Origin of the sequence: Lachnoclostridium sp. An118 (genome assembly GCF_002160985.1) — a bacterium.
In the GTDB taxonomy this organism is placed as follows: domain Bacteria; phylum Bacillota; class Clostridia; order Lachnospirales; family Lachnospiraceae; genus Claveliimonas; species Claveliimonas stercoravium.
In genome coordinates this window covers 1-12,304 of record NZ_NFLQ01000018.1, presented here as the reverse complement: position 1 = coordinate 12,304, position 12,304 = coordinate 1, and the positions used below count along the sequence as shown (strand labels likewise).

Genomic DNA, 12,304 nt, shown 5'->3' with positions numbered 1-12,304 from the left:
CAATATATTTTGTCATTGCTCAAGCTCCATTTCTTTCTTTACGATCCGATCATGCAGCTTCTGGGGGCTGCTTTCGGCTGTGGAAAATGTGTCTACAAAACGTCCCTTATCCAGAACTGCAATACGGTCTGCAATATCAAATACCTGAAACAGGTTGTGGCTGATGAGGAGGATGGTCCTCCCCTCATCCTTTAATCTTTGAAAGAGATCCATGGTATGTTGAGTCTCCTTCATGCCCATAGCAGAAGTGGGCTCATCAAAAATCAGAATCTGCCTGTCCATATCAATGGCTCTTGCGATGGCGATAGCCTGTCGCTGCCCTCCGGACATGCTGCCCACAGGGAGTTCCATGTCAGGGATGTCAATTGCCAGGGCCTGGAAAAGTGCAGCAGCCTTTTCTTTCATCTTTTTTCTGTTGAGAAAAACGCCGAAATGAATATCCTCCCTTCCGAGAAAGATGTTTTCATAGGCGTTCTTCAGATTGTCCAGCGCCAGATCCTGATAGACAGTCCCGATGTTCCCTTCATATATGGCCTGATGGTTCGTGAGAGAAGGATAGGTCCTGCCGTTGATGGTAATCTCCCCGGAGTCAGGCTTCAGGCAGCCGGATATGATTTTTGCAAGAGTACTCTTTCCGGAACCATTATCCCCTACAATTGCAGTCACCTTGCCCCTGGGGGCAGAAAAGGAGGCACCTCTTAAGGCCTGTACATGCCCAAAGGATTTATAGATGTTGTTTATGATTAAAAGGGGAGTTTCAGTTTCCATAGCAAGTCTCCTGATCTGATTTCGGTATAAATCTATTGTACGTCTACGTGGTTTTGTGGTCAAATTGATGACATCTATAATTATATTTATAATATCTATAAACTGGAGCGATTGGGATTTCCTATAGACTTTAGAGCAAAACTTCGCCAGCCCAGATGAAAGACAGCCCCGCCCGCGAGCGTTGCACTGATGTAGATAAGGATGCCCGCGGTGTCTCCCAGGACGGCGGCGATATCTGAGAACACCTTCTGGGTCATGGGATAGTCCGGATTGATGTAGAACATGTTGATGGTGCCGTGCCGGTCGAAGAGAAGATTGATCCCTGTAGCGGCCAGGCAGCAGGCGAGATAGAGGCAGGCGCTCCCGGCATAATCCTTCCACGCGGCAGCGCAGCGGTCCGAGAGAGCCGCGGCAAGACCCAGGAGGATAAGAAGGATATGCCAGGCAAAGGAGTGGACCGTGAGGGGGAGATATCCGTAGTGCATGCCGCTGGTGTCAAAGAAGGCGAAGATACCGCCCAGCATGCCGAAATCCACCAGAAAGGCGGTGAGGACCTGACGGAGACGCCGGCTGTGGACCCAGGGCAGGAGCAGACAGACGTACATGGGGATGCTGCAGAGCTGGAAGGGGAAATACCACCAGTTGTAGCTGCCGCCGCCGATAGGGAAGGTCAGGGTGTACTGCTTCCACAGCTCCGATGCCAGCATCAGTATTCCGGATATCAAGAAAAAACGTCTGTACTTCCACATGGGCTCCTCCTGGTTCCTGCCTGTATGCGCTACCGCGTTTTAGACCCTGTATTTTCTTTAGTATACACCATTTGAAAAAAAACATGAATATGCTATACTGAACGGGTTGTTGCACATGAAATACCTGACAGAGTACTAAAGGAGAAAATATGAGGAGAAAAAACGCATGTATGCTGTTCCTGACAGCATTTATCTGGGGAACCGCCTTTGTTGCCCAGAGTATGGGAATGGACTACCTGGGGCCCTTTGGGTTCAACGGCATCCGCTCTCTCATCGGCGGAGTGGCGCTCCTTCCCTGCATCTTTATTCTGGGAAAGGTCAATAAAAGGACATCCGGGGAGGAGGGGAGCACAAGGACCCTGATAGTCGGGGGGATATGCTGCGGGCTGGCCCTGTTCGCGGCCAGCAGCATGCAGCAGATCGGCATCCAGTACACCACGGCGGGGAAGGCCGGGTTTGTGACTGCCTTCTACATTGTCCTGGTGCCGGTGCTGGGCATCTTTATGGGAAAAAAGACCGGCTGGAAGGTGTGGCTGGCGGTGGCCATGGCCCTCGCGGGACTTTATTTTCTGTGTATCACAGAGTCCTTCAGCGTGGGGCGGGGCGATGTCTATGTGTTCATAGGCTCCCTACTGTTTGCCGCTCATATCCTGATCATCGACTATTTTGCGCCCAGAACGGACGGGGTGAAAATGTCCTGTATCCAGTTCTTTGTAGCGGGCATTTTGTCCATGCTTCCCATGGCCGCCCTTGAGACCACCACGGTGGAGGGAATCGCGCGCAGCTGGGGCCCCCTCCTGTATGCGGGTGTCCTGTCCTGCGGCGTGGCCTACACACTGCAGATCATCGGACAGAAAAACATGGATCCGACGATCGCCTCCCTTATCCTGAGCCTGGAGTCCTGCATTTCCGTGCTGGCCGGATGGGTAATCCTGGGAGAGCGTCTCTCGGTGAGGGAAGGAGTGGGCTGTATCCTGATGTTTGCGGCGATCATACTGGCGCAGCTCCCGGAAAAACCGGGTAAAAATAGACGATCGCCGACGCTGTGATGTTCACAAAAATGCTGAAAATAAAATATTTTCTGGAAAAGCCTTACGCAAAACAGATTTGTCTGATAAAATACAGATAAAGACAGAGATAAAAATCCGTCTACCACATCAGTGGATAGGCGGATTTTTATGTAACAGTATTTTGGGGAATACTCTTTAATATGAAAGAAAGGAGAATGGGAATGTTTGAGACAGGAGCGTATATTGTCTGCGGGCAGCACGGCGTATGCAGGGTGGAAAGCATAGGTCCCATCCGTCTGGCGGAAGCGTCTGCCGGAAGGGATTACTATACACTGTCACCTTTGTACTCAAAGGGAGGTGTGGTCTATGTGCCGGCAGACAGTGAGAAGATCATTATGCGGTATGTCATCTCCAGGCAGGAAGCGGAGCAGCTCATCGGTGAGATTGACGGGATGGACATGATCCCTATCGATAATGAACGGCAGAGAGAAGAAACTTTGAAAAGGGCGCTGAAAACCTGCGACACGAGGCAGTGGGTGCGGGTGATCAAGACCATCAATGTCCGCAGGGAAAAGAGACTGGCCCAGGGGAAAAAAGTGACCGCAGGTGATGAGCGCTGCCTGCACGCAGCCCAGGAAAACCTTTTTGGCGAGCTCGCTGTCTCGCTGGGGATTGAAAAAAGTGAAGTTGAGTCCTATATCCGAAAGAAGAGAGGGGAGCAGGAATAAAGAGAGTATTGACATTTTCCTCCGTTTCATAGATGATAGAAGACAGCGTAAAGGAGGAAGGAATATGCGTTTTGTAATACAGCGCGTCACAAATGCGGACGTGAAGGTGGAGGGCCAGACGATCGGAGAGATCGGAAAAGGCTTTATGGTGCTGATCGGCGTGTCAGACAGCGACACGAGGGAAATTGCGGACAAGATGGTGAAAAAGATGCTGGGACTGCGCATTTTTGAGGACGAGAACGGAAAGACAAACCTGTCTCTGGACACGGTGGGAGGAAGTCTTCTCCTCATCTCCCAGTTCACCCTGTATGCCAACTGCAAAAAGGGGAACCGCCCCAGCTTTATCGAGGCGGGGGATCCGGCCATGGCAGAGGAGATGTACGAATACATTATCGGAAAGTGCAGGGAGACAGTGCCTACAGTAGAGAGGGGGCAGTTTGGGGCGGACATGAAGGTCAGCCTCACAAACGACGGCCCCTTTACGATCATCCTGGACTCAGACACACTGTAGAGGTAAACAGGAGAAAACAGACCGGGCAGATAAACAGAGTGATGAGCAAAAAAGCGGGAGCGGCCTCAGTCGTCCGAAAAGGACCGACGCGGCCGCTCCCCTTTTCCGGTCAGGACAAGTGGAGCACATCTCCGATCGTGTACCAGCCCGGCTCCTTATCTGCCAGGAAAAGCCCGCAGTCCACGGCGCCTCTGGCAAAGCACTCCCAGTTGTAGGAGTGGTGGGTTATCTCCAGGCGCTCTCCCATAAAGCCAAAGTACACAGTGTGGCTGCTGGGGATATTCCCGGCCCGGAGAGAGTGGTAGCCAATGGTCCCCTTTTCGCGGGGAGATACGCCGTGCCGTCCGTAGACGGCGATGTCATCCAGCTCCCTTCCTATGGCGTGGGCCATGATCTCCCCCATCTCCCTGGAGGTGCCGCTGGGGGCATCCTTCTTCCACTGGTCGTGCATCTCCAGTATCTCGATGTCCGCCTCGTCCCCCACTGCGGTGGCCACGAGCTCCAGGAGCTTGTTCATGATGTTTACCAGCTTGGAGGTGTTGGCTGCGTAGAGCATGGGGATGGAGGAAGCGGCCTCCCTGAACTTAGCCATCTCCTCCGATGAAAATCCGGTGGTGCCGCACACGAGCGCCTTCTTGTGCCGCACGGCGCTCTCCAGCACCTGCAGTCCGGTCTCTTTTGTGGAAAAATCGATGAGTACATCGCAGTCATCTATGACGGCTTCCAGGTCATCCACCACGGGGACCCCGAGCCGGCGCCCTGTCATGGCCACCTCGCCCAGATCCTTTCCGATGTAATCTCTTCCCGCCGGCCCCACTCCGGCGACCAGATGGATGTCAGGGTGCTCCGCGGCGACCTGAGTGATGAGACGGCCCATTTTCCCTCTTGGGCCTGTTACGATCAATTTCATATCAGGGACTCCTTTCGCATAAGATTTCATAGATATTTTAGCATATTTGTCTGAAAACAGGAAATAATAATTGGTGAATACAGGCAGATTTGTGGATGCAATAAAGGGTGCGATAGAAAAATATTATGAATTTTACGATTTATTAAAAAAACACTTGCAATATACGACAGACTTCGAGTATAATACTATCTGTGACCGGGGTATGGCTCAGTTTGGTTAGAGCGCGCGGCTGGGGGCCGCGAGGTCGCAGGTTCGAATCCTGTTACCCCGATTTAAATGACCAGCGGATTTCCGCTGGTTTTTTTCTGCCCCGCGCCCGGCAGTGACAGAAAATTTTCAAAATCTATTGCAATGGCCGCTGCAAAGAGTTATAGTAATATCTGTAAAAGGAATAAAGTCTTCGGGGTCGGGTGAAAGTCCCAACCGGCGGTATAGTCCGCGACCCGCGAGCACATGGATGCGCTGCAGAGCATGGGAGATGTGTGAACGGCTGATTTGGTGAAATTCCAAAACCGACAGTACAGTCTGGATGAGAGAAGAACTATGCGATATCAAGAAAAATATTTGATTTCAGGACTCCGATATTGATGGATATGGGAGTTTTTTTATTGCATAATTCCAAGAAGATTTTCTTTCCTGCAAAATATCTTATTCATCAAAGGAGAGAAAGAAAATGAGTACACAGGTTATGAACAATGCAAATGTAAAAGCAAGGACGGGGGTCCGTACCATTGTCCAGGCAGGCATGCTGGGGGCGATCGCCGTAGTGCTGATGCTCTTTGAGATACCGCTGCCCTTCGCTCCGTCCTTCTATGAGATTGATTTCAGCGAGGTGCCGGTCATGATAGGGACCTTCGCCATAGGGCCGGTGGCCGGGGCGGCTATCGAGCTGGTGAAGATCCTCCTGAACTTTATCATCAACGGAACAACCACGGCGGGTGTGGGTGAGGTCGCCAACTTCCTCATCGGGTGCGCCCTTGTAGTCCCGGCCGGCATCATTTACCGCAGGAAGCGCACAAGGACTGGCGCCATCATCGGTATGGCCGTGGGAACGGTGTTCATGACGCTGATCGGCTGTCTGTTGAACGCGTATGTGCTCCTCCCGGTTTATGCCACAGCCTTCCAGATGCCCATCGATGCGCTGGTGGCTATGGGAACAGCGGTAAACGGAAGCATTGACAGCCTGTTTACATTTGTGGCGTTTGCCGTGGCTCCCTTTAATCTTCTCAAGGGAGTGCTTGTATCGCTGATCGTATTTCTGATCTATAAGAAGATAAGTCCTGTCTTCCGCATGAACCATCAGGCGTAGAGGCAGGTGTGAAAAGAAAAATCCGGACTGCAGGCACGGGGCAGTCCGGATTTTTGCATGAGCGTCTGTCGCTGGCGGGCGGCTAGGGACAGATTTCCAGCCAGTAGCCGTCCGGGTCGGAGATGAAGTAGATTCCCATAGCTTCATTCTCAAAGCAGATGCACCCCATCTCCTTGTGGAGCTGGTGGGCCTTCTCGAAATCATCCGTGTGGAAGGCCAGGTGGAATTCGTTGTCGCCCAGATCATAGGGCCGGTCCATGTCCCGGAGCCAGGTGAGCTCCAGCAGGTGGGGCGTGGCGCCGTCTCCCAGGTAGACAAGCTTAAAACTTCCGTCCTCAGCCTCCGTCTCCCGGGTCACGGTAAGCCCCAGGGCCTTTTCGTAAAAATCGAGGGACTTTTCCAGGTCATATACATTGATGTTGTTGTGATAAAATGTGAAATTCAAAGCAGAGTGCCTCCTTTAGATCGTGTTTTGCTGCCTGGCGCAGTCTTTAAAACAGTATATCATGTGTAGCCTAAGAAAAAAAGATATGCTATAATGTTCCACATAGGTGTAAAGGAGAAGTGCAATGGAAGAGAAAAAGAAGGAGATAAGGACACAGATCACCCTGGATGCGGAAGCTATATCAGAGTTTATGATGTATCAGATATATACAGGGGGAGCGGGCATAGCCGTGCTGGTGCTGGGGGCGCTGAACGCGGGACTGGCGGTTGCCTTTGGGATACGGAGGGAATGGTTTATGATAGTGCTCTTCGTGGTGTTCGCCCTGCTCCTGTTCTTCGGTTTCCCGATAGTGATCAAAAACAGGGTGTCAGTCCTCCAGGGACAGAAGAAATTCGTGAAGCCTGTGGAGTATATTTTTGACCAGGAGGGCATAAAGACAGTGGCGGCTGACAGGGAAAAGAAGGTGCCCTGGGAGAACGTGAAAAAGGCCGTCTCAAGAAAGCACATCCTTATTCTCTATGACGAGAAAAAGCATGCCATGGTGCTGCCCGTTTCCCAGCTTGGAGATGACTACGGTGCGGCGGTGGACATGATAGCGGACCATGTGCCGCGGGCGGCCGTGCGCATTAGAAAAAGTCAGGACAGGAGACAGACAGATGGTATTTGAGTCGAACAGTGAAAAGGATACCTTTGATATGGGACGTCAGATTGGAGAGAAAGCCGTGCCCGGGGATGTATACACTCTGGTGGGCGATCTGGGGGTCGGGAAGACCGTGTTTACAAAGGGATTGGCAAAGGGACTTGGCATAGAGGAGCCTGTCAGCAGCCCCACCTTTACGATCGTGCAGATTTACGAGGAGGGCCGCATGCCCCTCTACCATTTCGACGTGTATCGGATCGGCGACGTGGAGGAGATGGATGAGATCGGGTACGAGGACTGCATTTACGGGGAGGGCGTAAGCCTGATCGAGTGGGCGGACCTGATAGAGGAAATCCTGCCGGAGCACTACGTGGAAATCAAGATAGAGAAAGACCCGGGCCGGGGGTTTGACTTCCGCAGGATCACTGTGGAAGAAAAAGGCCGTGGCCGATGATCATACAGATAAGGAAGATGCAGCAATGAGGATATTAGCACTGGACAGCTCCGGGCTGGTGGCTTCGGCGGCCGTCCTGGAGGAAGAGCAGACAATCGCAGAATACACAGTCAATTATAAGAAGACCCATTCCCAGACACTCCTTCCCATGGTGGATGAGATAGCCAGGATGATCGAGCTGGACCTGAAAACCCTGGACGCCATTGCGGTGGCAGCCGGGCCGGGGTCCTTCACCGGACTTCGGATCGGGTCAGCGACAGCGAAGGGGCTGGGACTGGCTTTGGACATTCCGCTTGTCCATATTCCCACTCTGGAGGGGCTTGCCTACAACATGTATGGCGTGTCGGAGCTGGTGTGTCCCCTCATGGACGCCAGGAGAAAGCAGGTGTACACAGGCATTTACTCCTTCAAAGGAGGATTCTCCACAGTGGTGGAACAGTGTGCCATCCCTGTGGAAGAGCTGGCGGACAGATTGAATGAGCTGGGGCAGGCTGTGGTCCTTCTGGGGGACGGAGTCCCGGTATACAGGGAGACCCTGGAGGAGAGGCTGACTGTGCCCCACACATATGCGCCGGCCCACATGAACAGACAGAGGGCGGCTTCTGTGGGGGCTCTGGGGATAGCATACTACAGACAGGGCAGGACGGAGACGGCCGCCGGGCATGCGCCGGATTATCTGCGTGTATCCCAGGCGGAGCGGGAGCGGGCGCAGCGGGAGAAGAAGGAGTAGGATAGGAACATGCTTGTGATCAGAAAGATGAAAGAAATGGACATCCCCGCCGTGGCCAGGCTGGAGGCGGAGATATTCCCGGACCCCTGGAGTGAGAGGGCACTGCTGGACAGCTACAGACAGAAAAGGACGCTGCTCCTGGTGGCGTACGAGGACCAGCAGCTTATCGGGTACCTGATCATGTACTACGCCCTGGAGGACGGAGAGATTGCCCGGATTGCCGTCATCCCTCAGAAGAGGAGGCAGGGGGTAGGCGCCCGGCTGCTGCTGGAGCTGGAAAATCTCTGCGAGCTGGGGGGCATTACAAGGCTGCTGCTGGATGTGAGGGAGAGCAATGGCCCTGCCATTTCCTTCTATACAGACTATGGGTTTGTGCAGGACGGCATCCGGAGGAGATACTACAGCGACCCTGTGGAGGATGGTGTGCTGATGAGCAGGGACCTGGGGAAATAGCTGTCAGGAAAGGAAACAGTTCCCACTATGACCGGGCGGCTCGGCCATATATAATGTAGGCGTAACAGAAGAATGATCCTGCAAAATACCATTTGGGAGGAAATGTATGCGCCAGTATGAAGTGATAGAAACAAAAGAGACTCAGAAAAAAGTTAAAAAAATAATCTGTAATAAATGTGGAAAGGAAATCCCCACAGAAAAGGGAGAGCCAAGAGCGGACTTCCTCTCAGTGGAGAAGAGGTGGGGGTATTTTTCGGAGAAAGACAACCAGGTGGATTCTTTTGATCTCTGCGAAGAGTGCTACGACGCCTTTGTGGCCACATTTGTTATTCCAGTAGGAGAATAGAATGTTAGACGTATGTTTAGTTGGAACGGGAGGGATGATGCCCCTCCCTTATCGCTGGCTGACCGCTCTGATGGTCCGCTACAACGGGAGCAGTCTCCTCATCGACTGCGGGGAAGGAACCCAGATTGCCATTAAGGAGAAGGGGTGGAGCTTTAAGCCTATTGACGTGATCTGTTTTACTCATTATCACGGAGATCACATCAGCGGACTTCCCGGCCTTCTGCTCACCATGGGAAATGCGGACCGGACGGAGCCCCTCACCCTGATCGGCCCCAAAGGGCTGGAACGGGTGGTGAACGCTCTTCGGGTCATTGCCCCTGAGCTCCCTTTTAAGATACAGTACCTGGAGATCACAGAGCCGGAGCAGACGTTCGAGATGAACGGGTACCGCCTGAAGGCCTTCCGGGTCAACCACAATGTGCTCTGTTACGGATACGCTCTGGAGATTGACCGGGCCGGGAAATTTGATGTGGCCCGGGCTCAGGCCGCGGACATTCCGCAGCGCTGCTGGGGACTGCTCCAGAAGGGAGAGACAGTGGAATATGAAGGGAGAACCCTGACCCCGGATATGGTGCTGGGACCTCCCAGGAAGGGCCTTAAAGTGACCTACTGCACGGACACCCGGCCCACAGACTCCATACGCAGCAACGCCAGACACGCAGACCTGTTTATCTGCGAGGGCATGTACGGAGAGAAGGACAAACAGAAAAAGGCCAAAGAGTACAAGCATATGACGTTCTACGAGGCGGCCCGTCTTGCGAAGGAGGCGGAGGTGAAGGAGCTGTGGCTGACCCACTATAGCCCCTCCCTGAACCATCCGGAGGAATTCCTGGATGACGTGAGGGAAATCTTCCCTAACACGGTGACGGCCAGAGACGGCAGAACGATGGAACTGGTATTTTCAGATGATAAATAGGAAGGCAGAGGCAGTAAATGAACGAAGAGAAAGATATTCTTATCCTTGCGATAGAGAGCTCCTGTGACGAGACGGCGGCGGCTGTCGTCAGAAATGGCAGGGAGGTCCTCTCGAACATTATCTATTCCCAGATCGATCTCCACACGCTGTACGGCGGCGTGGTGCCGGAGATCGCGTCCAGAAAGCATATCGAGAAGATCAATCAGGTGATAGAGAAAGCGCTGGCGGAGGCCGGCGTTTCCCTGCAGGACATAGACGCGGTGGGTGTCACCTACGGCCCCGGCCTTGTGGGAGCCCTCCTTGTGGGCGTGGCGGAGGCCAAGGCTATCGCCTACGCAGCGGGCAAGCCCCTGGTGGGAGTACACCACATTGAGGGGCATATTGCGGCCAACTTTATCGAGCACAGAGAGCTGGAGCCGCCATTTCTCTGTCTGGTGGTATCCGGCGGGCACACCCATCTTGTGCGGGTCAGGGATTACGGTCAATTTGATATCCTGGGACGGACCAGGGACGATGCGGCGGGGGAGGCCTTTGACAAGGTGGCCCGGGCCATCGGACTTGGCTATCCGGGAGGACCGAAGATCGACAAGGTGGCAAAAGAGGGAAATCCGGACGCCATCCAGTTTCCCAGAGCCCACGTGGAGGACGCGCCCTATGATTTCAGCTTCAGCGGCGTGAAGTCAGCAGTCCTCAACTATATCAACGGCTGTCACATGAAGGGGGAGAGCTTCAGCCAGGCGGACGTGGCGGCCTCCTTCCAGAAGGCGGTGACGGACGTGCTGGTGGGGAATGCCATGCATGCGGTGGAGGAATTTGGCGTGGACAAATTCGCTATCGCCGGAGGTGTGGCGGCCAACAGCGCACTTCGTCAGGCGATGGCCCGGGCCTGTGAGGAGAGAGGGGTCACATTCTATTATCCTTCTCCCATTTACTGTACGGACAATGCGGCCATGATCGGTGTGGCCGCCTACTACGAATATAGAAACGGCACCAGACATGGATGGGACCTCAATGCGGTACCCAATCTGAAGCTGGGTGAGAGATGAGAGGGGAAAAGGATGGACAGGGAGACGGGGAAGAAAAAAAGATGTACCGCTATTTTGCTGGCGGCGGGACGGGGGACAAGGATGGGTTCCAGAATACAGAAGCAGTACCTGCGGATCCAGGACCGCCCGGTCCTTTTTTACTCGCTCTATACCTTTGAGAAGTCTGAGGTGATAGACGATGTGATACTGGTGGCCGGAGAGGGACAGACCGAGTATGTCAGAGGAGAATTTGTGGAAAGATATCATTTTACCAAGGTGACCCGCATTGTAGAGGGGGGCGCAGAGAGGTACCACTCCGTCTGGGAGGGGCTGAAGGCGGTGCAGGCAGAAGGCGGTACTCAGGAGAGATATATTTTTATCCATGACAGTGCCAGACCGTTTTTGACGGAGGAGATCATCCGGCGGGCCTACAGTGATGTTGAAGTGCATCATGCCTGTGTGGTGGGGGTGCCCAGCAAAGATACGGTCAAGCTTGTGGATGAGGAGAGCTTTTCCAGGGAAACGCCGGACCGCAGGTTCGTGTGGGTCATCCAGACACCACAGGTCTTTGACGCTGCTATCATTACGGGAGCCTATGCAAAAATGATGTCCCGGGATGTGATACAGGCGACGGACGATGCCATGGCTGTGGAGAACGAACTCCATATCCCTGTCCATATGACGGAGGGGAGCTATGAGAACATCAAGATCACCACTCCGGAGGATCTGGACATAGCTGAAGTGTTTGTGAAGAGATGCTTCCCGGAGCTTTGACAGGAAAAACCAAAAAACTTAAAATTTTGTATTGACTCAGGAATTCCCGTGTGATAAAATAACCAATGTCGCTGAGAAAGCGGCATGAAAACAAACTATCGTGGAGAGGTATCGAAGTGGTCATAACGAGGCGGTCTTGAAAACCGTTTGTCCGAAAGGGCGCGTGGGTTCGAATCCCACCCTCTCCGCTTCATATTGAACAGACGAGAGTCTGCGAGGTATGAAAGGGCAATTTGGAGAAGTACCCAAGCTGGCCGAAGGGGCTCCCCTGGAAAGGGAGTAGGTCGTTAATAGCGGCGCGAGGGTTCAAATCCCTCCTTCTCCGCTTATAATAGCATTGGTTTTGCGACTGAAAATGATGTCAAAAAAACCTGAAAAAAGTTCTTGACAAGAGAAAAACAAAGTGCTATTATAGACAAGCTGACTCGCGAGAGACAGCAAAAAACAAAAAGAACCTTGATAACTGAACAATAGACAACGACCCTGAAAATTTCTAAGAGAAATATTCAGAACGGAAATCAGATCGAGCGAAAGCG

At 53.1% G+C, this 12,304-nt stretch carries 16 protein-coding genes, 3 tRNA genes and 1 riboswitch; of the genes, 15 read left to right on the top strand and 4 right to left on the bottom strand.

All coding sequences use genetic code 11. The features are described 5' to 3' along the window. Positions 1-12: 12 nt before the first annotated feature. Both B5E62_RS13495 and B5E62_RS13490 read right to left on the bottom strand, forming a co-directional pair. Entirely contained in the window at positions 13-768 is a 756-nt protein-coding gene (locus tag B5E62_RS13495; RefSeq protein WP_087175061.1) for an ATP-binding cassette domain-containing protein, read from the bottom strand. A gap of 95 nt (positions 769-863) precedes the next feature. Further along, entirely contained in the window at positions 864-1,517 is a 654-nt protein-coding gene (locus B5E62_RS13490; protein ID WP_087175060.1) for a TMEM164 family acyltransferase, read from the bottom strand. 149 nt (positions 1,518-1,666) lie between these two features. Between B5E62_RS13490 and B5E62_RS13485 the strand changes: the two genes are divergently transcribed. From B5E62_RS13485 to dtd, 3 genes are all read left to right on the top strand, one after another. Further along, entirely contained in the window at positions 1,667-2,566 is a 900-nt protein-coding gene (locus B5E62_RS13485) for a DMT family transporter (protein WP_087175059.1), read from the top strand. Positions 2,567-2,748: 182 nt separating this feature from the next. Beyond that, on the top strand, positions 2,749-3,255 hold the full coding sequence (locus tag B5E62_RS13480; protein WP_087175058.1) for a CarD family transcriptional regulator: 507 nt from the start codon (positions 2,749-2,751) through the stop codon (positions 3,253-3,255). A 64-nt stretch (positions 3,256-3,319) separates the two neighbouring features. Then, the gene (dtd, locus tag B5E62_RS13475) at positions 3,320-3,766 is read left to right on the top strand and encodes a D-aminoacyl-tRNA deacylase (protein ID WP_087175057.1); all 447 of its coding nucleotides are present in this window, start codon (positions 3,320-3,322) and stop codon (positions 3,764-3,766) included. A gap of 109 nt (positions 3,767-3,875) precedes the next feature. On the opposite strand, the gene dapB is transcribed toward dtd, so the two are convergent. Further along, positions 3,876-4,676 carry a 4-hydroxy-tetrahydrodipicolinate reductase gene (gene dapB, locus B5E62_RS13470; RefSeq protein WP_087175056.1) on the bottom strand — a complete coding sequence of 267 codons (801 nt, stop codon included), beginning with the start codon at positions 4,674-4,676 and terminating at the stop codon, positions 3,876-3,878. A 196-nt stretch (positions 4,677-4,872) separates the two neighbouring features. On the opposite strand from dapB, the gene B5E62_RS13465 reads away from it, so the two are divergent. Both B5E62_RS13465 and B5E62_RS13460 read left to right on the top strand, forming a co-directional pair. Then, positions 4,873-4,947, top strand: a tRNA-Pro gene (locus B5E62_RS13465). A gap of 121 nt (positions 4,948-5,068) precedes the next feature. Continuing rightward, positions 5,069-5,221: riboswitch (FMN riboswitch) on the top strand. Positions 5,222-5,349: 128 nt separating this feature from the next. Next, positions 5,350-5,985, top strand: coding sequence for an ECF transporter S component (locus B5E62_RS13460; protein ID WP_087175055.1), 636 nt, complete (start codon positions 5,350-5,352; stop codon positions 5,983-5,985). Between the two features lie 82 nt (positions 5,986-6,067). Here B5E62_RS13460 and B5E62_RS13455 read toward each other — a convergent pair whose 3' ends face one another. After that, entirely contained in the window at positions 6,068-6,430 is a 363-nt protein-coding gene (locus B5E62_RS13455) for a VOC family protein (protein ID WP_087175054.1), read from the bottom strand. Positions 6,431-6,554: 124 nt separating this feature from the next. On the opposite strand from B5E62_RS13455, the gene B5E62_RS13450 reads away from it, so the two are divergent. The 10 genes from B5E62_RS13450 to B5E62_RS13410 all read left to right on the top strand — a co-directional run bounded on the left by B5E62_RS13450 (position 6,555) and on the right by B5E62_RS13410 (position 12,093). Then, on the top strand, positions 6,555-7,097 hold the full coding sequence (locus B5E62_RS13450; protein WP_087175053.1) for a YcxB family protein: 543 nt from the start codon (positions 6,555-6,557) through the stop codon (positions 7,095-7,097). Further along, positions 7,087-7,524 (top strand): tRNA (adenosine(37)-N6)-threonylcarbamoyltransferase complex ATPase subunit type 1 TsaE, encoded by a 438-nt coding sequence (gene tsaE / locus B5E62_RS13445; protein ID WP_087175052.1) that lies wholly within the window; start codon positions 7,087-7,089, stop codon positions 7,522-7,524. Before B5E62_RS13450 ends, tsaE begins: the two co-directional genes overlap by 11 nt. A gap of 25 nt (positions 7,525-7,549) precedes the next feature. Further along, positions 7,550-8,254: a tRNA (adenosine(37)-N6)-threonylcarbamoyltransferase complex dimerization subunit type 1 TsaB gene (tsaB, locus tag B5E62_RS17140; protein ID WP_206414322.1), complete on the top strand. Its 705-nt coding sequence runs from the start codon at positions 7,550-7,552 to the stop codon at positions 8,252-8,254. 9 nt (positions 8,255-8,263) lie between these two features. Continuing rightward, a complete protein-coding gene (rimI, locus tag B5E62_RS17135) occupies positions 8,264-8,707 on the top strand; it encodes a ribosomal protein S18-alanine N-acetyltransferase (RefSeq protein ID WP_191384898.1) in 444 nt (147 codons plus the stop codon). Positions 8,708-8,813: 106 nt separating this feature from the next. After that, positions 8,814-9,053, top strand: coding sequence for a hypothetical protein (locus B5E62_RS13435; protein ID WP_087175051.1), 240 nt, complete (start codon positions 8,814-8,816; stop codon positions 9,051-9,053). 1 nt (position 9,054) lies between these two features. Continuing rightward, positions 9,055-9,969 carry a ribonuclease Z gene (locus B5E62_RS13430; RefSeq protein WP_087175050.1) on the top strand — a complete coding sequence of 305 codons (915 nt, stop codon included), beginning with the start codon at positions 9,055-9,057 and terminating at the stop codon, positions 9,967-9,969. Positions 9,970-9,986: 17 nt separating this feature from the next. Then, positions 9,987-11,015, top strand: coding sequence for a tRNA (adenosine(37)-N6)-threonylcarbamoyltransferase complex transferase subunit TsaD (gene tsaD, locus B5E62_RS13425; RefSeq protein WP_087175049.1), 1,029 nt, complete (start codon positions 9,987-9,989; stop codon positions 11,013-11,015). A 12-nt stretch (positions 11,016-11,027) separates the two neighbouring features. After that, the gene (gene ispD / locus B5E62_RS13420) at positions 11,028-11,768 is read left to right on the top strand and encodes a 2-C-methyl-D-erythritol 4-phosphate cytidylyltransferase (protein WP_087175048.1); all 741 of its coding nucleotides are present in this window, start codon (positions 11,028-11,030) and stop codon (positions 11,766-11,768) included. Positions 11,769-11,870: 102 nt separating this feature from the next. After that, a tRNA-Ser gene (locus tag B5E62_RS13415) sits at positions 11,871-11,956 on the top strand. A gap of 47 nt (positions 11,957-12,003) precedes the next feature. Next, positions 12,004-12,093 (top strand) — tRNA-Ser (locus tag B5E62_RS13410). Positions 12,094-12,304: the final 211 nt, after the last annotated feature.